At 70.2% G+C, this 22,142-nt stretch carries 18 protein-coding genes; 10 read left to right on the top strand and 8 right to left on the bottom strand.

Translation table 11 applies throughout. The features are described from left to right. Window positions 1-6: 6 nt before the first annotated feature. Complete coding sequence (locus tag AB0K12_RS03950) at window positions 7-1,791, top strand: ABC transporter substrate-binding protein (protein ID WP_364555332.1); 1,785 nt, start codon at window positions 7-9, stop codon at window positions 1,789-1,791. On the opposite strand, the gene AB0K12_RS03945 is transcribed toward AB0K12_RS03950, so the two are convergent. The 6 genes from AB0K12_RS03945 to AB0K12_RS03920 form a co-directional block, all read right to left on the bottom strand. Further along, complete coding sequence (locus AB0K12_RS03945) at window positions 1,763-2,827, bottom strand: hypothetical protein (RefSeq protein ID WP_364555331.1); 1,065 nt, start codon at window positions 2,825-2,827, stop codon at window positions 1,763-1,765. The two genes, AB0K12_RS03950 and AB0K12_RS03945, sit on opposite strands and share 29 nt — an antisense overlap. A 62-nt stretch (window positions 2,828-2,889) precedes the next feature. Further along, a complete protein-coding gene (locus tag AB0K12_RS03940; RefSeq protein WP_364555330.1) occupies window positions 2,890-4,170 on the bottom strand; it encodes a Gfo/Idh/MocA family oxidoreductase in 1,281 nt (426 codons plus the stop codon). A gap of 8 nt (window positions 4,171-4,178) precedes the next feature. Continuing rightward, a complete protein-coding gene (locus tag AB0K12_RS03935; RefSeq protein WP_364555329.1) occupies window positions 4,179-5,465 on the bottom strand; it encodes an extracellular solute-binding protein in 1,287 nt (428 codons plus the stop codon). A 43-nt stretch (window positions 5,466-5,508) separates the two neighbouring features. Continuing rightward, complete coding sequence (locus tag AB0K12_RS03930) at window positions 5,509-6,375, bottom strand: carbohydrate ABC transporter permease (RefSeq protein ID WP_345397181.1); 867 nt, start codon at window positions 6,373-6,375, stop codon at window positions 5,509-5,511. Further along, window positions 6,359-7,321, bottom strand: coding sequence for a sugar ABC transporter permease (locus tag AB0K12_RS03925; protein WP_364555328.1), 963 nt, complete (start codon window positions 7,319-7,321; stop codon window positions 6,359-6,361). The genes AB0K12_RS03930 and AB0K12_RS03925 overlap by 17 nt, the downstream gene beginning before the upstream one ends. Window positions 7,322-7,515: 194 nt before the next feature. Then, window positions 7,516-8,469, bottom strand: coding sequence for a LacI family DNA-binding transcriptional regulator (locus AB0K12_RS03920; protein WP_364555327.1), 954 nt, complete (start codon window positions 8,467-8,469; stop codon window positions 7,516-7,518). Window positions 8,470-8,661: 192 nt separating this feature from the next. On the opposite strand from AB0K12_RS03920, the gene AB0K12_RS03915 reads away from it, so the two are divergent. The 4 genes from AB0K12_RS03915 to AB0K12_RS03900 are packed head-to-tail and all read left to right on the top strand — an operon-like array spanning window position 8,662 to window position 13,413. Then, window positions 8,662-9,555: an NAD(P)-dependent oxidoreductase gene (locus AB0K12_RS03915; RefSeq protein ID WP_364555326.1), complete on the top strand. Its 894-nt coding sequence runs from the start codon at window positions 8,662-8,664 to the stop codon at window positions 9,553-9,555. Next, window positions 9,552-10,424, top strand: a complete 873-nt coding sequence (locus AB0K12_RS03910) for a 5-dehydro-4-deoxyglucarate dehydratase (protein WP_364555325.1) — start codon at window positions 9,552-9,554, stop codon at window positions 10,422-10,424. Before AB0K12_RS03915 ends, AB0K12_RS03910 begins: the two co-directional genes overlap by 4 nt. Continuing rightward, entirely contained in the window at window positions 10,421-11,473 is a 1,053-nt protein-coding gene (locus tag AB0K12_RS03905) for a mandelate racemase/muconate lactonizing enzyme family protein (RefSeq protein ID WP_364555324.1), read from the top strand. The genes AB0K12_RS03910 and AB0K12_RS03905 overlap by 4 nt, the downstream gene beginning before the upstream one ends. Then, window positions 11,473-13,413, top strand: coding sequence for a DUF6807 family protein (locus AB0K12_RS03900; RefSeq protein WP_364555323.1), 1,941 nt, complete (start codon window positions 11,473-11,475; stop codon window positions 13,411-13,413). Before AB0K12_RS03905 ends, AB0K12_RS03900 begins: the two co-directional genes overlap by 1 nt. Window positions 13,414-13,421: 8 nt before the next feature. Here AB0K12_RS03900 and AB0K12_RS03895 read toward each other — a convergent pair whose 3' ends face one another. Beyond that, on the bottom strand, window positions 13,422-14,099 hold the full coding sequence (locus AB0K12_RS03895; RefSeq protein ID WP_355411763.1) for a TetR family transcriptional regulator: 678 nt from the start codon (window positions 14,097-14,099) through the stop codon (window positions 13,422-13,424). Between the two features lie 107 nt (window positions 14,100-14,206). Here AB0K12_RS03895 and AB0K12_RS03890 point away from each other — a divergent pair, with 107 nt between their 5' ends. From AB0K12_RS03890 to AB0K12_RS03870, 5 genes are all read left to right on the top strand, one after another. Next, on the top strand, window positions 14,207-15,832 hold the full coding sequence (locus AB0K12_RS03890; protein ID WP_364555322.1) for an ABC transporter substrate-binding protein: 1,626 nt from the start codon (window positions 14,207-14,209) through the stop codon (window positions 15,830-15,832). Further along, window positions 15,829-16,767, top strand: a complete 939-nt coding sequence (locus AB0K12_RS03885; RefSeq protein ID WP_364555321.1) for an ABC transporter permease — start codon at window positions 15,829-15,831, stop codon at window positions 16,765-16,767. Before AB0K12_RS03890 ends, AB0K12_RS03885 begins: the two co-directional genes overlap by 4 nt. Continuing rightward, window positions 16,760-18,637, top strand: a complete 1,878-nt coding sequence (locus tag AB0K12_RS03880; protein WP_364555320.1) for a dipeptide/oligopeptide/nickel ABC transporter permease/ATP-binding protein — start codon at window positions 16,760-16,762, stop codon at window positions 18,635-18,637. The genes AB0K12_RS03885 and AB0K12_RS03880 overlap by 8 nt, the downstream gene beginning before the upstream one ends. A gap of 70 nt (window positions 18,638-18,707) precedes the next feature. Further along, on the top strand, window positions 18,708-19,679 hold the full coding sequence (locus AB0K12_RS03875) for an ABC transporter ATP-binding protein (protein WP_364555319.1): 972 nt from the start codon (window positions 18,708-18,710) through the stop codon (window positions 19,677-19,679). A gap of 51 nt (window positions 19,680-19,730) precedes the next feature. Next, window positions 19,731-20,954 carry an acyl-CoA dehydrogenase family protein gene (locus tag AB0K12_RS03870; RefSeq protein ID WP_364555318.1) on the top strand — a complete coding sequence of 408 codons (1,224 nt, stop codon included), beginning with the start codon at window positions 19,731-19,733 and terminating at the stop codon, window positions 20,952-20,954. Between the two features lie 10 nt (window positions 20,955-20,964). Here the strand turns inward: AB0K12_RS03870 and AB0K12_RS03865 are convergent, their stop codons facing one another. After that, window positions 20,965-21,594, bottom strand: a complete 630-nt coding sequence (locus AB0K12_RS03865) for a DUF6879 family protein (RefSeq protein ID WP_345397155.1) — start codon at window positions 21,592-21,594, stop codon at window positions 20,965-20,967. Window positions 21,595-22,142: the final 548 nt, after the last annotated feature.

Genomic DNA, 22,142 nt, shown 5'->3' with positions numbered 1-22,142 from the left:
CGAACGATGAGGCATCGGGCAGGCAGGTCGGCGGTCGCAGGTCTCACCGCGATGGTGGTGATGGCGGCCGGCTGCACGCAGGGCGCCGAGCGGCCGGCCTCCGACTACACGGAGGCCGGCGGTAAGGCGGCGGCCGAGCGGTGGGTGTCGCAGGAGTTCACCCCCAGCACGCTGAGCAAGGAGCAGCAGCTCGCGGAGATGGACTGGTTCATCAAGGCCGCGGCGCCGTACCGGGGGATGCAGATCAACGTGGTCTCCGAGACGATCACCACCCACGAGTACGAGTCGCGCCGGCTCGCGAAGGCGTTCACCGAGATCACCGGCATCCGCATCAAGCACGACCTGATCCAGGAAGGCGACGTCGTCGAGAAGCTGCAGACCCAGATCCAGGGTGACCAGAACATCTACGACGCCTACGTCAACGACTCCGACCTGATCGGCACCCACTCGCGCGGCGACTACGTGGTGCCGCTGTCGGACTACATGGCCGGCGAGGGCAGGACCGTCACCTCCCCCACGCTCGACCTCGACGACTTCATCGGCATCAGCTTCACGACCGGCCCGGACAAGAAGATCTACCAGCTGCCCGACCAGCAGTTCGCCAACCTCTACTGGTTCCGCTACGACTGGTTCACCGACCCGGCGATCAAGAAGCAGTTCAAGGACGCCTACGGCTACGACCTGGGCGTCCCGGTCAACTGGGCGGCCTACGAGGACATCGCCGAGTTCTTCACCACCAAGGTCGACGGCAACGGCACGATCGACGGCCAGAAGGTCTACGGTCACATGGACTACGGCCGCAAGGACCCGTCGCTGGGCTGGCGCTTCACCGACGCGTGGCTGTCGATGGCGGGCAACGGCGACCCCGGCATCCCCAACGGCCTGCCGGTGGACGACTGGGGCATCCGGGTGGAGAACTGCCGCCCGGTCGGCTCCTCGGTCACCCGGGGTGGCGACACCAACGGCCCGGCCGCCGTCTACGCGCTCACCAAATACGTGGACTGGCTGAAGAAGTACGCGCCGCGCGAGGCGGCCGGGATGAACTTCAGCGAGGCGGGCCCGGTGCCGGCCCAGGGCAACGTCGCCCAGCAGATCTTCTGGTACACCTCGTTCACCGCTGACATGACCAAGCCCGGCCTGCCGGTGGTCAACGAGGACGGCACGCCGAAGTGGCGCATCGCGCCGAGCCCGCACGGGGCGTACTGGAAGGACGGGCACAAGCTGGGCTACCAGGACGCCGGCTCCTGGACGCTGCTGAAGAGCACCCCGCAGGACCGCCGCGCCGCGGCCTGGCTGTACGCACAGTTCGTCACCTCGAAGACGGTCTCGCTGAAGAAGTCGATCGTCGGGCTGACGTTCATCCGCGAGTCGGACATCAAGAGCGACTACTTCGCCGACAACGCCGACAAGTACGGCGGCCTGATCGAGTTCTACGGCTCACCGGCCCGCGTGCAGTGGACGCCGACCGGCACGAACGTCCCCGACTACCCGAAGCTGGCGCAGCTGTGGTGGCAGAACGTGGCAACGGCGGTGACCGGCGAGACCACGCCGCAGCAGTCGATGGACAACCTGGCCAAGCAGCAGGACGACATCATGGCCCGGCTTGAGCGGCTCTCGCGCGAGCGGGAGGGCTACGGCGGCCAGTGCGCGCCCAAGCTGAACCCTGAGCAGCCGGCCCAGTACTGGTTCGACCAGCCGGGCGCGCCCGCGCCGAAGCTGGCCGACGAGCGGGGCAAGCCGGAGACCGTGGACTACGACAAGCTCATCGCGACGTGGAAGCAGGGGAACTAGCGAGGTTGTCGGCCAGCCAGTCGAAGGCCCGCTCCTGCATGGGCACGTCGAAGCTGTGCGGCACGTCGGCGAAGACGGCCTCGTACGCGCCGGGCGCGGCGCGGTAGCGCTCGGCGATGATGGCGTGCGCCCGCCTGATGCCCTGCTCGGGGAAGAGGCGGTCGCGCATGGCGTACTGGACCATGAGCGGCGCGGGCGCGCGAGCGGCCACCAGGTCGGGGTAGTCGCCGAGGCGCGGCAGTCCCGGCGGCCACAACATCCAGGTGTGCTTCTCAACGTGCCCGCCGAGCATGTCGCGGAAGGAGGAGGCCATCGCGGCGACCACGACCGCGCGCATCTCCGGGTCGAACGCGCCGAGCAGCGCGGCCCGCAGCCCGCCGCCCGACAGGCCGGCGCAGCCGACCTCGGTCACGTCGGGGCGCGAGCGCAGGTAGGCCGCCGCCGCGAGGTCCTCGCCCGCGACGACGCCGGTGAACGAGGTGCCGAGCGCGGCGCAGTGCTTGGCCACGACGTGCTCGTGGTCGCGGGCGGCCAGGTCGTAGCGGTCGGCCTCGCTCAGCCCGTCCGCCTCGGGGAGTTCCAGCGGGAAGCGGCGGCTGCCCCACACGAACACGTCGTGGGCCAGCACCGCGAAGCCGCGCCTGGCCAGCTCGTTGGCGAAGGCACGGCCGCCGTAGAGCTCGTCGCGCAGGCGGCGTACCTCGGGGGCCGGTTCCTCGGGGCCGTCGGCGATCTTGTCCTTGCCGGCCCACTTCATGCCGGCGTGGCAGTGCAACGCCACCACCCCCGGCAGCGGGCCTTCGGCCTTCGCCGGGCGCAGCAGGTACGCCCGCGTGCGCGGGCCGAAGCCCACCGACCAGGACAGCTCCTCGCCGTACAGGTCGCCCCAGTTCCAGGTGCGCTCGACGCGGACGTCGTCCGCCGCGAGGTCGAGCACGCCGATGGCGTCGCGGGCCGCCGCGCGCAGCTCGGGCCCCGGCAGTGCCGGATAGAGCCCGCGCTGCGCCGCGGCGATGGGGGCCAGCTCAGCGAACACGGGTCGCCTCGTCGATGCGGGCCGGCTCAGAGAACACGGCCTGCCCGTCGATGCGGGCCGGCTCAGAGAACACGGGTCCCCTCGTCCCCGAGCAGGACCGGGGCGCCGGTCCTGGCGGAGACGTTGGCGGCGTGGCCGGTCAGCACGCTGCGGATGCCGTCGCGGTAGCCGGCCTGCCGGGCCAGCGGGTCATCGCCCGGACCGCGGAAGACGTCGTCGAGCAACAGGCGGTCGCCGCCGCCGTGGCCGCCCGCGCCGTTCTCGATCGGGATCTCCTCCGGCGGCGCCCAGTGGGGGCGCAGCAGCAGCCGCTCGGACGAGCCGGTGGCGTGCTCCTTGGAGGCGGCGCTGGGGTCGATGGCGGCGTGCACGGGCGTCCACTCGCGCTCCACCACGTCCAGCTCCAGCCGGCCCGCCGTGCCGTTGAAGGCCACCCGGTAGCCCTCCCACGGCGCGTGGGCGTGCAGCGAGTACGTCATGACGGCCCGGTTGGTGTAGCGGACCATGACCGACATGTTGTCGTCGATCGTGATGCCCTCGCCGAAGACGTCCTGGTCGCGCAGGTAGCCGTCCTCGTGCTCGGCGTCGAGGTAGAGCCGCTTGAGCCGCTCGTCGGCGGAGATGTCGAGCAGGAACGGGTCGCTGCCCAGCCCCGGCGCCCCGTGGGCGCGCTCGGGCCGCTCACCGAGCCCGCGCTTCCCGGCGTTCCCGGCGCCGTAGAAGCGCAGCCCGGTCTGCGCGAAGACCATCTCGGGCGCCGCGCCCAGCCACCAGTTGACCAGGTCGAAGTGGTGGGTGGACTTGTGCACCAGCAGGCCGCCCGAGTTGACCCTGTCGCGGTGCCAGCGGCGGAAGTAGTCGGCGCCGTGGATGGTGTCCAGCGTCCACTCGAAGTGCACCGACGTGACCTCGCCGATCGCGCTCTGCTGCAGCAGGCGGCGCACCGCGGAGTTGCGCGGCGAGTAGCGGTAGTTGAAGGTCACGATCAGCTTGCCGCTGCTGCGCTCGGCGGCCGCGGCGATGGCCGCGCAGCCGTCGGCGTCGATGGTGAGCGGCTTCTCCACGATGACGTCACGTCCCGCGTCGAGCGCCGCGCACACGTACTTGGCGTGCGCGGCGTCGACGGTGGTGACGATGACCGCGTCGGCGAGCTCGAGCACCTTGCCGAACTCATCGGGGGCGAAGCACGGCACCTGCCGGCCGATCCGCTCGACGTAGTAGTCCATGCGGGTCCGGTTCGTGTCGCACAGGGCGACGATGGTGCCGGCGTCGCGCCACTCCCCAAGCAGCGCGTCGACGTACATCTGCGCGCGGTGCCCGAGCCCGACGAACGCGTACTTCATGACTCTCCTTAGCCTGCGATGGAGGCGTTGGCCTCCGTGATGAACTTCTGCGCGGCGTCATCGGGGGTCATGCGGCCGAACATGACCTCCTCCGAGTAGCGCGTCAGGATGTCCTCCATGGCGCTCGCGCCCTTCGGCGGGGCGGCGGGCGGGTCGGTCAGCTCGCCCTTGGCCTCGTCGAGGAAGGCCAGCGTCTTCTTGTCCGCGTCGGGCAGCTTGTCCCGCACCGCGGCCAGCACCTTCGAGCTGGCCGGTAGGCCGCGATCGCTGAGGATGATCGCGCCCGCCTCGGGGTCGTTGACCATGAAGTCGATGAACTTGGCGGCCTCGGCGGCGTGCTCGGACTTGGCGGAGGCGGCGTAGAACATGGCGGGCTGCAGGAACATGCCGCCGGTCGGCGCGCCCTCCAGCTTCGGCATCCGCAGCAGCTCCAGCTCCTGGCCGGACGCCTTCGCCGCCGCGCCGAGCTGGTTGCTCCACCACATGCCCATCGCGCCGGTGTTGGTGCCGAGCAGCGACTGGTCGATGCTGGTGGCGCCGATCTCGGAGCTCTTGGCCGCCTCGGGCGCGCCCTTCGTGGAGATCAGGTCCTGCATGATCTTCCACCAGTCCTTGATGGTCTGGGGCGACAGGCCGAGCTTGTTGCCCTGGTAGAAGGGCTCACCCTTCTGCGCGGCGTAGATCTGCAGGTACGCGGGGTTCCAGCTCAGCTGCGTACCGGTGATCTTGCCGCCGCTGCCCGAGGTGATCTTGGCGGATAGGTCGACGTAGTCCTGCCAGGTCCACTTGGTGTCGTCGGGCATCTCGGCCTTGGCCTCCTTGACCAGGCCGGGGTTGACCAGGAGGGAGAAGGCGTTCACACCGGTGGGGATGGCGAACTGCTTGCCGTCGATCGCGCCGGTGGCCAGCACCTTGCCGTCGATGTCGGCGGTGTTGACCTTGCTGGCGAGGTCGGCGAGCGTGCCGCGATCGGCGTACTCGCGCAGGCCGCGGATCTCCAGGCTGATGACGTCGGGGGCGTCGCTGCCGGCGACCTTGGTCGACAGCGTCTCGTAATAGGAGGCCCAGTCGGAGAACTCGCCCTCCACGTCAATGGTCGGGTTCTTCGCCTCGAACTTCTTGATCGCCTCTTCGGTCATCTTCTGCCGCGCGTCACTGCCCCAATAGGAGAAGCGCAGCTTGACCTTGCCATCGGCGGCCTCACCGCCGCCGCTTCCGCTGCCGCAGGCCGCGGTGACCGCCAGCACAGCGGTGGCGAGCAGCGCCGCCGACCACATCTTCTTGCCAGAGCTCACGGCTCTACCTCCTATGGGTGTTCGCTGTTGGGGGGTGGAGGAACTACTTCAGTCCCGTGGTGGCGACACCACGGATCAGGTATTTCTGGCCCGCCAGGAAGAACCCGAAGATAGGACCGAGGGCGATGATCGACATGGCGAACATCGGGCCCCACGACGAGTCGCTACTGGCGTCCAGGAACGTGCGCAACGCTACCGGTACGGTGAAGTTGTCGGGGTTGTTGAGATACAAGAGTTGACTGAGGAAATCGTTCCATGTCCAGATGAAGGTGAAGATCGCCGTCGTGGCCAGCGCGGGCATGCAGAGCGGCATGACGACCCTGATGAAGATGCGCCAATAGCCGGCCCCGTCGATCTCCGCCGCCTCGTCCAGCTCCCTCGGCAGCGTGCGGATGAACTGCACCATCAGGAAGATGAAGAACGCGTCGGTGGCCAGCACCTTCGGCATGATCAGCGGCCAGATCGTGTTGATCATGTCGAGCTTCGAGAACATGATGTACTGCGGCACGATCGTCACGTGCGCCGGCAGCATGATCGTGCCCAGCATGAGCGCGAACCAGAGCTTCTTCAGCGGGAAGTTCAGCCGGGCGAAGGCGTAGGCGGCCAGCGAGCAGGCCACCAGGTTCGCCACCACCGACAGCACGGTGACCACCGCGGAGTTCCACAGGTAATAGCCGAAGGGGTGCTTGAGCGCGTACCAGCCCTCGGTGTAGTTCTCCAGCGTGACCGTGCTCGGCCACAGGCCGGGCTCCCGGAAGATCAGCTCCTCCGGCTTGAGCGAGCTGGAGATCATCCAGAACAGCGGATAGAGCATGATCAGGCCGAAGCCGATCAGCAGGATGTGCTTGACGACCGGCCCGCCGCGGAAGGGGCGGAACAGGACCGGGGTCGGCCTACTTGGTGTCGCCATAGAAGACCCAATACTTGGAAGCGAGGAAGTTCACCCCGGTCAGCCCGGCGATGATCAGCAGCAGGACCCAGGCCATCGCGGCGGCGTAGCCCATGTCGTAGTTCTTGAAGCCGTTGAGGTAGAGGTAGAGCGTGTAGAACAGGGTGGAGTCGGCGGGGCCGCCCCTGCCGCCGCTGACGATGAACGCCTGCGTGAACGACTGGAACGACTTGATGAGCTCCAGCACCAGGTTGAAGAAGATGATGGGCGTCAGCAGCGGCACCGTGATCGACTTGAACTGGCGCAGCGGCCCGGCACCGTCCACGGCGGCGGCCTCGTAATAGCTGCTCGGGATCTGCCGCAGACCGGCCAGGAAGATGATCATCGGGGCGCCGAAGGTCCACACGTGCAGGAGGATCAGCGTCGACAGGGCCGTGTCCGGGTCGCCCACCCAGCCGGGACCCTCGATGCCGAAGAGCGCGAGCACCGCGTTCACCAGGCCGTCGGCGCCGAACACCTTGCGCCACAGGATCGCGATCGCGACGCTGCCGCCGAGCAGCGAGGGCAGGTAGAAGATCGAGCGGTAGATCGACAGGCCGCGCAGGCCGCGGTCGAGCACGAGGGCCAGCGCGAGGGCGAAGGCCAGTTGCAGCGGGACCGAGACGACCACGTAGATGGTGGTCACCTTCAGCGAGTTCAGGAACCTCGGGTCCTGGGTGAACATCTTGACGTAGTTGTCGAACCCGACCCACTTGGCCTCTTCGAGGAGGTTGTAGTCGGTGAACGACAGGTACAGGGAGGCGAGGATCGGGCCGACCGTGATGACGAGCAGGCCGGCGAACCAGGGGGCCAGGAAGAGGTAGGCGGCCCGTGCCTCCCGACGGGACCGTTTCGTGGAGCGGTGTCCACCGCGAGGGGCATCAGGCGCCGCCCGCCGGGGTTTCACCGCCACCGAAACTTCAGTCATCACGGACCTTCCGGCGAGTAGTGAACGGATAGCGCTTTCCTATAGCTGGCGGGAAAGTTACGTCAACCCTTTGCAGGCGTTACATAGCCGTTACCGATATATCTTTTCGATGTTTTCGCAGGTAACACGCTCGTCCATCGCAGAAGTCTGATGAATTTCGTTACGGTTTAGTACAACCGTTTGCAGACCCCACGTCACCGGGGAGCCGCGGTGGAGTCCCTGATCACGAGCCGGGTCTCCAGCGAGGTCGTGGCGCTCACCTCCTGGATGAGCAGATCGACCGCGAGCCGCCCGGCCGCGGCCGTCGGCATGGCCACCGTGGTGAGCTTCGGCCGGTTGAGCCGCCCCGGCACGATATCGTCAATCCCCACCACGCTGACGTCCTGCGGCACGGACAGCCCGAGGTCGCCGAGACCCTCGATGAGCCCGATGGCCACCAGGTCGTTGTAGGCCAGCACGCCCGTCACGCCAGAGTCACGCACCCGCGCCGCCGCCGCGAACCCGCCCCGCTCGGTGGGCGCGTTGGGGCCGATGACGATCAGCTCGACGTCCGGCACCTGCTCGGCCGCCGTACGGATCTCCGCGCTCGTCCACGACCCCGCGGGACCCGACACCAGCGCGACCCTGCGGTGCCCGAGCCCGGCGAGGTGCTCGACCGCCAGCCTTGCGCCGTGGCCGACGTCCATGAGCACGGTGGCCGCGCCGCGCAGCCGCCGGTTGATCACCACGAACGGCACCCGCTCCGCCAAGCGTTCGAGCGCCTTGTTCGACGAGCGCGGGCTGCACAGCACCACGCCGTCCACCTGCTTGGAGAACGCCTGGACCAGCTCCTCCTCCACGGCCGGCTCCTCGTCGGTGTCGGCCACGAACAGGTGGTAGTCGCGCTGCCTGGCCGCCGCGTGCGCGGCCTTGATCAGCGGAGGGAAGAACGGGTTGGCGATGTCGGCCACGATCAGCCCGAGGTTGTGCGTACGCCCGGTCGTCAGCGCCCTGGCCGCCCGGTTGGGCCGGTAGCCCAGCTCCTCGGCCACCGTCAGCACCCTGGTGCGGGTGGCCGCGTTGACCATGTGCGGCGCGGAGAACGTCCGGGAGACCGTCGACACGTGGACGCCGGACGCCCGGGCCACATCGCGAATCGTCACTGTCACAGTCGCTCACCCTAACGCAACCGCTTGCAGGGCCCGCTAGACCGGTGAAAGCGCTTGCCGCGCGGCGGGTACGGCAACGCCCGAAGGAAGCCGCAGCTAGACGCCCGGTGACGAAATCCCCTCTTGACGCCCCACCCTTCCTGACACAAAGGTTTAGTGCAACTGTTTGCAGTCTTGAAGGAGCCCCACACGGTGAGCAGAGTCCTCGTCACCGGAAGCGCAGGACGCCTCGGCCGCAGCGTGGTCACCACGCTCGCGGCGGCCGGGCACGAGGTCATCGGGGTCGACAGGATCCCAGGGACACCCGCGGAGGCAGCCGCCACGTTACCCGCCGACCTCACCGACACGGGAGAGACGTTCGAGGTGATGGCGCGGTTCCGTCCTGAGACGGTGATCCATTTGGCCGCCATCGCCACGCCGTTCAGCCATCCCGAGTCGGTGATCTTCAAGGTCAACACGCAGCTCGCGTTCAACGTGTGCGAGGCGTCGGTCGCCCTCGGCGTGGCGGGCGTGGTGGTGGCCAGCAGCCCCACCGTCATGGGGTACGGCGCCCCAGGCGGCTGGGCGCCCCGCTACCTCCCCATCGACGAGGAGCATCCGGTCCTGCCCTGGAACGCCTACAACCTGTCCAAGGTGACCGCCGAGCAGACGATGAAGGCGTTCGCGGCGGCGGGCACCACCAAGATGGCCGCCGTGCGCCCGTGCTTCGTGATCCCGCCCGAGGAGTGGGCGGGCGCGCCCACGCAGTCCGGCCACACCGTACGCGAGCGGCTCGACCGGCCCGAACTGGGCGGGGTGTCGCTGTTCAACTACATCGACTCCCGCGACGCCGCCGAGATGATCGCCGTGCTCGCCGAGGCGCTGCCCGGACTGCCGAACGGCGAGGTGTTCTTCGCCGGCGCCGCCGACGCGCTGGCCAGGAAGCCGCTGGCCGACCTGCTCCCCCAGGTGGTGCCCGGCACCGAGGGCTTCGCCGACGGGCTCACCGGCACCACCCCCGCCTTCTCGACCGCCAAGGCAGAGCGCCTGCTCGGCTGGCAGCCCAAGCGCAGCTGGCGTACCGAACTCAAGGATGAGACCGAATGAAACTCAGCGGTGTGCTGTTCTTCCCCGTGACCCCCTTCGACGCCGGCGGCGCGCTGGCCGAGGACGTGCTGGCCGAGCACGTGCGCAAGGGCATGGAGCACGGCCCCGGCGGTGTGTTCGCGGCCTGCGGCACCGGCGAGTTCTCCGCGCTGTCTGAGGACGAGCACGCCCGGGTGGTGCGGGTGAGCACCGAGGTCGTGGCGGGCCGCGCGCCGGTGTTCGCGGGCGCGGGCGGGCCGATCGGCGCGGCGCTGAACCAGGCGCGGGCGGCTCGTGACGCGGGCGCGGACGGACTGCTGCTCATGCCGCCCTACCTGGCGCAGGGCCCGGGGCACGGCTTCGAGGCGTACGTGCGGGCCGTGGCCGAGGTGCTGCCGGTGATCATCTACCAGCGCGGCTCGGTCGTGCTGGAACCCGAGACCGTGGTCAGGCTGGCGGAGATCCCCGGCGTGATCGGGCTCAAGGACGGCGTCGGCGACATCGACCGCATGCAGCGCATCGTGCTCGCGGTCCGCGAGAGCCACCCCGGCTTCCTGTTCTTCAACGGGCTGCCGACGGCCGAGCTGACCATGCCCGCCTACCGGGGCATCGGCGTGCACCTGTACTCCAGCGCGGTGTTCGCGTTCGCGCCCGAGATCGCGCTGGCGTACCTGAACGGCGACGAGCGGCTGCTCACCGCGTTCTACGCGCCGCTCGTCCGGCTGCGCGGCAAGGTGCCCGGCTACCCGGTGTCGCTGGTCAAGGCCGGCGTACGGCTGCGCGGCCTCGACGTCGGCGGCGTACGCCCGCCGCTGGTCGACGTGACCGGCGAGCACCTCGCCGAGCTGGCCGAGCTGATCAAGATCGGGCTGGACCGGGTGGCGTCATGACGATCGCGGAGCTGCGTACCGAGCTGCGCACGGCTCCCCTGCCCCGCCCCTGGGGCGCGGACGTGCCGTACAACCATGTGATCGTCACCCACGTGACGCTCAAGGACGGGCGCACCGGCACCGGGTTCTCGTGGACGCCGCAGATCGGCGCGCACGCCGTCAAGGCGCTGCTCGACCACGACATCCGGGAGGCGCTGATCGGTGCGCCCGCCCACCCCGAGGTGGTGTGGGACCTGCTCTGGCGGCACCTGCGCGAGGCCGGGCCGGGCGGGATCACCACGATCGCGCTGGCCGGCGTGGACCTCGCGCTCTGGGACCTGCGCTGCGGCGAGGCGGCGCTGCCCGACGTGCTCGGGCGGCGGCGCGATGAGGTGCCGGTCTACGGCAGCGGCGTCAACCTGCACTATCCGATAGAGGAGCTGGTCGAGCAGGCCAGGCGCTGGGTGGCGGCCGGCTTCCGCGGCGTCAAGATCAAGGTGGGCCGCCCCGACCTGGCCGAGGACGTCGCCAGGGTGGCCGCCGTCCGCGAGGTGATCGGCCCGGACCGGCTGCTGATGATCGACGCCAACCAGCGCTGGGACCTGCACAGGGCCCGGCGCGCGATGGCCGCGCTGCGCGAGTTCGGCCCGCACTGGATCGAGGAGCCGCTGCCCGCCGACGACGTGGCCGCCCACGTGGAGCTGCGCCGCTCGATCGACGTGCCGATCGCCGTCGGCGAGAACGTCTACACCACCTACGGCTTCCGCGACCTGCTGGCCGCCGGGGCGTGCGACGTGGTGCAGCCGAACGTGGTGCGGGTCGGAGGCATCACGCCGTTCCTGCGGATCGCCGAGCTGGCCCGCACCTACGACGTGCCGGTCTATCCGCACCTGCTGAGCGAGGTGTCGGGGCAGCTCGCGCTGGCACTGCCGCTGCCGGTCATGGTGGAGGACGTCGAGGACGCCTCCTTCTCCCGGCTGGGGCTGCTGGCGGAGCCGTACCCGGTGGCGGTGTCGGACGGCGTGCTGCGCGCGGGCGGGCACGCCGGGCTCGGGCTGAGGTGGTCGTGATGGCGCCGGCCAAGGTCGTCCTCGCGGGAGCCAACGGGCACGGCCGCCACCACCTCGGCATCCTGCGCGACCTGACCGCGCGGGGGCTGGTCGAGCTGGCGGGCGTGTGCGACCTGCAGCCCGTCGAGGTGGACTTCTGCACCCCGCTCCAGTCGTCCGACCTGGGCGAGCTGATCGCCAAGACCGGCGCGGAGTTCACGATCATCTGCACGCCCATCAACACCCACGCCGACCTAGCGATCACCGCGCTGCGCGGCGGCTCGCACGTGCTGCTGGAGAAGCCGCCCGCGCCGAGCATCGAGGAGCAGCGCAGGATCGCCGAGGTCGTGGCGGAGACCGGGCTGGCCTGCCAGGTCGGCTTCCAGTCGCTCGGCTCGGCCGCCGTGCCCGCCCTGCGGCGGCTGATCGCGGGCGGCTCGCTCGGCCGGGTGCGCGGCATCGGCGGGTCCGGCGCGTGGGAGCGGCCCTCCACGTACTTCACCCGCGCTCCCTGGTCGGGGCGGCGCCGGCTGAACGGCGTGGACGTGATGGACGGCGCGCTGACCAACCCGTTCGCGCACGCCACCGCCACCGCGCTGGCCCTCGTGGACGCTCCCATCGCCGGGATCGAGACCGAGCTCTACCACGCCCACCCCATCGAGTCGGATGACACCTCCTGCGTACGGATCCGGCTGGCGGACGGGCTCGTGATCACCATCGCGGTCACGCTGTGCGCGCCCGAGTCGGTGCCGCGGCACGAGCCTTACCTGGTGGTGCACGGTGACCGGGGGCGGGCGACGCTGACGTACACCAACGACCGGCTCAAGGTGGAGCTGGCCGACGGCTCGGTCACCACGACCGTGCACGGCCGCACGGGGCTGCTGGAGAACCTCGTCGACCACGTCCGCACCGGCGCCGAGCTGCTCGCGCCGCTGGCCGTGACCGAGCGGTTCACCCAGGTGGTGGACGCGATCAGGCTCTCGCCCGAGCCGGTGCCGATCCCCGAAAGGCACCAGCTCGTCCTGAGGGACGCCGACGGCGAGGTGGCCGGCCGGGTCCTGCCCGGCGTGGTCGAGCTGACCCGGCGCAGCGCCGACGAGCTGGCGCTCTACTCCGAGCTGGACGCGCCGTGGACGCGGGTGGCGCTGCTGGTGTCGGGCGCCGAGGTGGCCGCCTACGACTGGCGTCCCGACCTGCCCGCCACCGACTCGCCACGCCCCTACCTGCACGGCGTCCGTACGCTCGGCGGCGTGGAGGTCACCCAGGTCAGGCCCGACGACCACGTGCACCACCTGGGGGCCGGGGTGGCGATCTCCGACCTCGGCGGTGCCAACTTCTGGGGCGGGCGCACGTACGTCAGGGACCAGGGGCCGACCTGGCTGGACAACCACGGCACCCAGCGGCACCTGGCCTTCACCCGGCTCGACGACGGCGGCTTCACCGAGCTGCTGGAGTGGGCGGGGCCCGGCGGGCCGCTGGTCCGCGAGGAGCGCACGGTGGCCGCCCGGCCGCTGGGCGAGGCGCGTTTTGAGGCATGGGCTCTGGACTTCGCGTTCACGCTCACCAACCTCACCGGGACGCCGCTGCAGATCGAGAGCTCGGCCACCAAGGGCCGGGCCGGCGCCGGGTACGGCGGCTTCTTCTGGCGGGCGCCCGGCACCTCCGTCGACCGGGTCACGCTGCCCGGCGACGAGCAGGCCGTGCACGGCAGCCGGCAACCGTGGGTGGCCATGTCGGGCACCACGCCCGGCGGGCGCGACTGGACGCTGGTCTTCGTGCAGGCCGACGGGGACCCGTGGTTCGTCCGGGTGGCGGATTATCCGGGGGTGGGTCAGGCGCTGGCCTGGGACACGCCGCTGACCTTCGAGCACACGCTGTCGCGGCGGGTGGTCACGGTCGTGGCGGACGGCCGGCTGACGGCGGACGAGGCTGGGGAGCTGGCGTCCGCCGTCACCTTCTGACGACCGCCTCAGGGCTCCGGCGGCACCTCGCCGGAGCCCCCACCCGGCGCAGTCCTGCCGGAGGTGTGGCGGAGGAGGCGGAGGGCGCCGCGGGACAGGGCCGTCAGGATGTCGGCGGCCTCGTCGAGGTCGGGGTAGCGGCCCTCCAGGTGGCCCATGGCCAGGGCGTTGGTGGCCGCGTTGATGCCCTCGGCGATCATCTCGAGCCGCCGCCTGTCGCGCTCGTCGTCGGCGGTGTAGCCGAGCGCGGCCAGGTCGGCGGCGTGATGGTCGCGGTAGGCGGCCGCCGTCTCGCGGGCGAAGTCGCGCAGCGATGACGAGGGGTCGTGGCGGGCCCGCAGCTGGATGCGCAGCAGCTCGGGATGGCGGCAGATGGCCTCGAGCGGGATGCGGAACGTCTCGCGGTGACGTTCGAGATCGCCGGGAGCCTCGCGGGCCCTGCGGCGGGCCTCGCGCATGGAGGCGCGCAACCGCTCGCCGCCCTCTTCCGCCAGCACCCTGAGCAACTCCTGCATGTCCTTGAAGTGCACGTAGAAGCTGGACTGCGCGATGCCGGCGGCCTTGGCGACCTTGACCGTGGTCAGGCCCGCCTCGCCCTCCTCGTCGAGGATGGTCAAGGCGGCGCGGATGAGCTTGCGCCTGGTCAGGTCTTTGGCCTCGCTCCTGGTGAGCGGCGTGCTCGTCATCGATCCCCTCCCTCCAGTAACGATTGTCTCGCGGGTCTTGTGCGGAATTTCACCGATAGTACTATCGGTGAAATTGCTCTCGGGGGATCAGCCGGGAGGAGGCGTGGATGAGACGCTGGAGGACGCCGGCCGCACTGCTGCTGGCCGCGACGCTGCTCATGGCCTGCAGCGGGCAACGACCGGTCGCAGGAGGACCACCCGGAGGGGAGCCCGCCGCGACCGGGCCGACCCAGGGCGGACGCCTGGTCTACGCGCTCAGCGCCGACGCCAACGGGTTCAACCCGGTCACCGACCAGTTCGCGGCGCAGAGCTACAGCATGGTCGGCACCATCATCGAGCCGCTGGTGAGCGTGGCCGAGGACGGCGACTGGAAGCCGTACCTGGCCGAATCGGTCACGCCGAACAAGACGTACGACGAGTGGACGATCAAGGTGAGATCGGGCATCTCGTTCTCCGACGGCATGTCGCTGACCGGTGACATCGTCAAGACCAACCTGGAGGCGCAGAAGGCGTCCCCGCTGACGGCCGCGGTGTTCGTGCCGATCAAGTCGTTCGAGCTGGCCGACCCCATGACCGTCAATGTGGTGCTGAACCAGCCCTGGGTGGCCTTCCCCTACTACCTGTCCACCCAGACCGGCATGATGGTCCCGCCCGCCTCGCTCAGCGACCCCAAGGCGGCCAGCCTCAAACCGGTGGGCACCGGGCCGTTCATCTTCAAGGAGTACGTCCCGGACAACCGCATGGTCGTCACCCGCAACCCCCGCTACTGGCGGCAGGGCCTGCCGTACCTCGACGAGATCGAGTTCCGCATCCTGCCCGACACGCAGACCCGCGCGCAGACCCTCGAAGCGGGCGGCGTGGACGCCATGGGCACCTCTCGCGACGAGGACCTCACCAAGTTCGGCGCCATGAAGGACACCTACACCGTGCACCGGGCGCAGGGCATGGCGGTGGCCGAGTACATGTTCCTGCTCAACACCGCCGTCGCGCCGCTCGACGACGTACGGGTGCGCAGGGCGCTGGCCCACGCCACCGACCGCGAGACCGTCATCTCCACCCTGCGCGGCGGCCTGACCCAGCCCGCCGACGGCCCCTGGTCGAAGGACTCCAAGTGGTACACCGAGGGCGGCTACCCCGGCTACGACCCCGCCAAGGCCGCCGCCCTGGTCAAGGAGGTCGAGGCGGAGAAAGGCCCGATCCGCTTCGAGCTGATCTCCACCCCCGACCCCAACACCATGCAGGGCGTCGAGCTGGCCCAGGACATGTGGCGCAAGGCCGGCATCGACGTCACGATCAAGCAGGCCGACCAGGCCGACCTGATCAACCGGGCCATCACCGGCAACTTCGCGGCCACCGTCTGGACCCAGTTCTCCGCCCAGGACCCCGACGGCGAGTACATCTGGATGCACCAGGGCTACGCCAAGCCCGTCGGCGAGGTCTCGCTCAACATGACCAGGCTCAAGGACGACAAGCTGAGCGCCGCCTTCGACCGGGGCAGGGCCGTCGCCGACGAGGCCGTGCGCAAGCAGGCGTACGCCACCGTCCAGGAACGCCTGCGCGAGCTGGTGCCGTACGTGTTCATCGACCACCTCGACACCGGCGCCATCGTGGCGCGGAACAAGGTGCGCGGCATCGGCGAGCACCTGCTGCCCGACGGTGAGAAGGGTCTGCCGCTGACCGGCTCGCCCATCCCGTACCACCCGTTCGGCCAGCTCTGGGTCAGCGAGCGGTGATCGTCCTCCACCGGTTGGTCCGGCTCGCGGTGGTGCTGGTCGTGGTGACCTTCCTGTCGTTCGTGCTGCTCAACCTGCTGCCCGGGGACCCGGTCACGCAGATCCTGGGCCTGTCGGCGACCGAGGAGGCCCGCGCCCAGCTCCGCCAGGAGCTCGGGCTCGACCAGCCGCTGCTGGTGCGCTACGCCGACTGGCTGGGCGGGCTCGCCACCGGCGACTTCGGCACCTCGTACATCACCAGGATGCCCGTCGCCGCCGAGCTGGCCGAGCGGCTGCCCGTCACGCTGGAGCTGCTCGTCGCCGCGCAGCTCATCGCGCTCGGCCTCGCCGTCCCCGTCGGCGTGGCCGCCGCCCGCCGCGCCGGTCGCGCCCTCGACCAGGCGCTCACCGCGCTCAGCTTCGCGCTGCTGTCCACGCCCGTGTTCGTGCTCGGGGTGCTGCTGATCCTGCTCTTCGCGGTCACCTGGCAGGTGCTGCCCGCGACCGGGTGGACGCCGATCTCGCTCGACCTCGGGTGGAACCTCACCTCCGTGATCCTGCCCGCGGTGACGCTCGGCTGCGGGCAGATGGCCGTCTATGCGCGGCTGCTGCGTACGGACCTGATCGCCACCCTCCAGGAGGACTACATCACGCTCGCGCGGGCCCGCGGCCTGTCGCCGCGCCGCATCCTGTGGCGGCACGCGCTGCGCCCCTCCGCGATCACCCTCATCACCGCCGTCGGGCTCAACCTGGGCGCGCTCATCGGCGGCACGGTGATCATCGAGACCCTGTTCGGCCTGCCCGGCGTCGGGCGGCTCATCGTCGACTCCATCTTTTCCCGCGACTACCTGACGGTTCAGGGAGGCGTCGTGCTGATCTCGGTCGGCTACGTGGTCGTCAACTTCGCGGTGGACCTGGTGTACGCCGCCGTCGACCCCAGGATCCGGCGTGCGTAGGCGGCTCGGGCCCGCCTTCTGGCTGGCGGCCTGCTGGATCGGGCTCGTGCTGCTCGCCGCCGTGCTCGCCGACCTGCTGCCGCTCGCCCGCTACGACGAGACGCTGGCCGGGCCGCCGCAGTCGGGGCCCAGCGCGGCGCACCCGTTCGGCACCGACGGCCTCGGCCGCGACGTGCTCAGCAGGGTCGTGTACGGCGCCCGCGTCTCGCTCGGCGTGGGCGTCGGCGCCGTCCTGCTCGGCCTCGGCATCGGCGCGCCGCTCGGCATCCTGGCCGGCTACCGCCGCAAGGCCGCCGACGCGGTCATCATGGCGGTCAACGACGTCGCGCAGGCGTTCCCCGCCCTGGTGTTCGCACTGGCCGTGGTCGCCTTCGCCGGAGCGAGCCTGCGGAACGTGCTCATCGTGCTCGGCGTGCTGGGCATCCCCTCGTGGGTGCGGCTCATCAGGGGGGCCACGCTGACGTTCGCGGAGCGGGAGTTCGTGCTGGCCGCGCGCGTGCTCGGCACCCGCGACCGGCGCATCCTGTGGCGGGAGATCGTGCCGAACGTGGCCGTGCCCGCCGCCTCGTACGCGTTCATCGGCATGGCCGTGGTCGTCGTCGCGGAAGGCAGCCTGGCCTTCCTCGGCCTGTCCGTCCAGGCGCCCACGCCCACCTGGGGCGGGCTCATCAACGAGGGCCGCACGCTGATGGAGACCGCGCCGCACGTGGTGCTGGCTCCCTCCGTCGTGATGTTCCTGACCGTGCTCTCGTTCAACCTGGTCGGGGACCGGTTGCGGTCGCTGACGGACGTCCGCGAGAGCGGCCTGGAGCCGGTGCGCCAGGCTCCCGAGATCGCCGCCCCCGCCCCCATCGCTCCCATGGGTGACGCGCTGCTCCAGGTCGAGGAGCTGCACACCGACCTCGTCACCCCGCGCGGCCTCGTCAAGGCCGTGGACGGCGTCTCCTTCGCCCTCGACCGTGGCAGGACGCTGGCCATCGTCGGCGAGTCGGGGTCGGGGAAGTCCATGCTGATCCGGTCGATCCTCGGCCTGCTCCCGGGCACCGCCGTACGCGGCGGCCACGTCCTGCTGTCCGGCGACGACCTCACCGCGTACGGGCCCGCCGAGATGCGCTCCGTGCTCGGGCTGCGGCTCGGCACCGTGTTCCAGGACCCGATGACCGCGCTCAACCCCGTCCGCACGATCGGCACCCAGGTCACCGAGCCGCTCCGGGTGCATCTGCGGATGAGCCGGCGCGAGGCCCGCGACGAGGCCGTCCGCCTGCTCGCCTCCGTCGGCATCCCCGACCCGGCCCGCATGCTGCGCCGCTACCCCCACCAGCTCTCGGGCGGCATGCGGCAGCGGGTCACGATCGCGATGGCGCTGTCGTGCCGGCCCGACGTGCTGTTCGCCGACGAGCCCACCACCGCGCTCGACGTCACCATCCAGGACCAGGTGCTGCGGCTGCTGCACCGGCTGCGCGAGGAGCGGGACATGGCGGTGGTGCTGGTCAGCCACGACCTGTCCGTCGTCGCCCGGTGGGCCGACGAGGTCATCGTCATGTACGCGGGGCGGATCGTCGAGCGCGGGCCCGCCGCCGAGGTGTTCGCGCGGCCCCGCATGCCGTACACCGAGGCCCTCCTCCAGGCCGCGCCCCGCCTGACGGACCCCGTCCACCACCGCCTCCGCGTGATCCCCGGCCGCCCACCCGATCTGGTCGACCTGCCACAGGGCTGCGCCTTCCGCGCCCGCTGCCCGTACGCAACCGCCCGCTGCGCCGAGGAACCACCCCCACTCCTCACCGACCACCACCACGCCTACGCCTGCTGGCACCCCCGCCCCCAGGAGACCACCGAACTCACAGAAAGGGTCAAGCCCAGTGGCCGGTAGTGGAAACACGCACCTTCGGGCCCGCAACGACGTGTCGCTCCCCCTCCCCCCGAAAAGAGGCGAGCCCCCGATGGCCGGTAGTGGAAACGCCCACCTTCGGGCCCGTGACGACGTGTTGTTGCGGGTGGAGGATTTGGTGGTGGAGTTCCCCGCCGGCCGAGGTCGCACCGTGCGCGCCGTCTCCGGTGTGAGCTTCGACCTGGCGCGCGGCGAGACCCTGGGCATCGTGGGCGAGTCGGGCTGCGGCAAGTCCAGCGCCGCCCGCGCGCTCGTCCAGCTCCCGCCGCCGCGCTCGGGCTCCGTACGGCTCGACGGGGTGGAGCTGACCGAGCTGCGCGGCGAGGCCCTCCGCAGGACCCGCAGGCGCCTCCAGATGATCTTCCAGGACCCGATCTCCTCGCTCAACCCGCGCCGCCGCGTCCGCGACATCGTCGGCGAGGGCCCCCGCGTCTGGAACCTGCCGGGCGACCGCGTGGACGAGGTGCTGGAGGCCGTCGGGCTGGACCCGGAGACGGCGGCGGTCCGCAGGCCGCACGAGTTCTCCGGCGGGCAGTGCCAGCGCGTCTCGATCGCCAGGGCGCTCGTCCTCGACCCCGAGGTGGTGATCTGCGACGAGCCGGTGTCGGCGCTCGACGTCTCCGTGCAGGCGCAGATCCTGGGACTCCTGGAGGACCTCAAGGAGCGTTTCCGGCTCACGCTCGTCTTCATCGCCCACGACCTGGCCGTGGTGAAGAACGTCAGCGACCGGATCCTGGTGATGTACCTGGGCAAGGTGTGCGAGCTGGCGCCCAGCGCCGACCTGATCGGCCGTCCGGCGCACCCGTACACGAAAGCCCTGATCGCCTCCATCCCGGGCGGCGGCCTCGACCTGCCGCCCGCCGACACGTTGATCAGCGGCGAGCCGCCGTCGCCGGTCAGCCCGCCGACGGGGTGCCGCTTCCGTACCCGCTGCCCGCGCGCGGCGGCGCGGTGCGCGCAGGAGGAGCCCCAGATCCGGCGGATCGGCGAGGACCACTGGCTCGCCTGCCACTTCCCCGACTGATCACACACCGAGAACGCTGAGAACACCGAGAACACTGAGAGGTACGACCGCATGGCCATCGACTTCACCCTCGCCCCCGAGCACGAGGAGATCCGCAAGCGGGTCCGCGCGTTCATCCAGGGCACGGTCATCCCCGCCATGGACGAGGTGCAGGAGGGCGACCGCGACGCGTACCTGCGCGCCATCTTCCACCTGCGCTCGCTCGCCCAGGAGCAGGGGCTGTGGCTGCCGCACATGCCCAAGGAGTGGGGCGGCATGGGGCTCGGGCACGTCGAGCTGGCCATGGTGCAGTCCGAGGCGGCCAAGACCCGCATCGGCCCGTGGGTGCTCAACTGCCAGGCCCCCGATGAGGGCAACATGCACACCCTCCTGCACTGGGCGAATGACGACCAGAAAGAGAAGTACCTCCGGCCGCTCCTGGAAGGCAGGCAGATGTCCTGCTTCGCCATGACCGAGCCGGAGGTGGCCGGTTCCGACCCCACGCTGATCCGTACGGAGGCCGTGCAGGACGGGGACGAATGGCTCATCAACGGCCACAAGTGGTTCATCTCGAACGCACGGCGGGCCAACTTCGCGATCCTCATCGCCCGTACCGAGAAGGACGTCCCGGAGGGGTCGCGGGGCGCCAACACCGCGTTCCTCATCGACCTGCCCAGCCCGGGCTGGAACGACGTCCGCGAGGTGGAGACCATGCACGGCTCCACCGGTCACAGCGAGATCGTCATCAAGGACCTGCGCGTCCCGTCCAGCGCCATCCTCGGCGGGCGGGGCAACGGGCACCGGCTGGGGCAGTACCGGCTCGGCCCGGCCCGGCTGGCCCACTGCATGCGCTGGATCTCGCAGGCCGAGACGGCCCTCGACATGATGGTGGACCGCGCGCTCAACCGCTACAGCCACGGCTCGCTGCTGGCCGAGAAGCAGGGCATCCAGTGGATGATCGCCGACTCGGCGATGGAGCTGTATCAGTGCAAGCTCATGGTCCTGCACGCCGCTTCGAAGATCGACAAGGGCGAGGACTTCCGTACGGAGGTCTCCATGGCCAAGCACTTCGTCGCCAACAGCCTCAACCGCATCATCGACCGCGCGATCCAGGTGCACGGCGCGCTCGGCTACTCCACGGACACGCCGCTTGCCCACATGTTCCAGCACGCCCGGTGGGCCCGTTTCGCCGACGGTGCCGACGAGATCCACCAGATGCGCATCGCCGAGCGCACCATCGCCGCCTACCAGGCCACCGGCTCCACCTCGGCCGCCACCGGAGACCTGCCGCTGTAGGCCCGCCGCTTCAGACGCTCACCCGGGGCGCCGGCAACGGCACGATCTCCCGGTCGTAATAGGCCCGGAAGTCCTCACCCGCCGCGAACAGCTTGTCCAGCTCGCCGTGGCAGGCCTCGATCACTTCCCGGTCGTCGATCCGCCGCGCCCCGCTGTGCGTCCCAGCCTCGTCGTACGTCACCTCGTACATCACCACGGTCCCCAGCACCACCAGCTCCGGCAGCCGCCGCCCGCCCTCCAGCTCGGCCACCTCGCCCGCGTCGAGCACCCGCACCTGCTCGACGGTCGCCACCCGCAGCGCCAGCACGTGCATCTCCCACTGCAGGTACGGCGTGACCGGCTGCTCCACGATCCTGATGCGGCGGCGCAGGAAGTTCTCGGCCGGGCGCTCGCACTCCCGCATCAACCCGCCCCGGCTGTCGAACACCCCGATGGGCTTGTCGTCGATGAGCTTGAGCGAACGATCCCAGTCGCCCTCCATCATCGCGACCCAACTCGGCTCCCCAGCCTCCCGGAAGCTCTGAATGCGCTCCAACTTCCAGAACACATCATCAATTTTCCGGAAATTGGGCCAGAAGTCGTCGAGATATTCATCCGCACTCAGCAAGACGCCCGGTATCTCATGAATGCGCTCAAGCATGAGAAAATATCCCTTGTTACGCAAGCGGCCTGCCCACCGAACAACCGGACATCACGCCAGGACCCGGTCACCACTCTCGCAGGCATCCGCTCATATCCGCAGGTCAAGTCCCTGCCTATCACCACGAAGCCCCCCTTGTCGAGCTTCCCCCACCCACCCCCGGCAAGTCCGAGCCCCTGCCTCCAGGCACCCCGCGGCCTTTCTCGAAGTCCGCCCGGCAAGCCCTCGGCCTTTCCCCATGTGCAACCCCGGCGAACCCCTCGCGGCCCTTCTCCAGATGCATCCGGCGAACCCCCACGCCCCTCTCCAGATGCACCCGGGGAACCCCCGCAGCCCTTCTCCAGGTGCACCCGGCGAGCTCTGCGGACTTTTTCCAGGAAGGCAAACTCCCGAAGCCCATCCGACCGTCCGCGATGACCACTAATCAACTGGAAAGCCGCATTTCCCCAAAAATCTGGACCTGGGATTCGGCCGGGGCACGGAAACTTGCCGGCCGCTGCCGGGCAGGTGCCCACCCCCGGCAGCGGCCGTGCTTTGTATCCCCCAGG

Source organism: Nonomuraea sp. NPDC049419 (assembly GCF_040676995.1).
GTDB lineage: Bacteria > Actinomycetota > Actinomycetes > Streptosporangiales > Streptosporangiaceae > Nonomuraea > Nonomuraea salmonea.
This window is presented reverse-complemented; position numbering and strand designations above follow the sequence as displayed.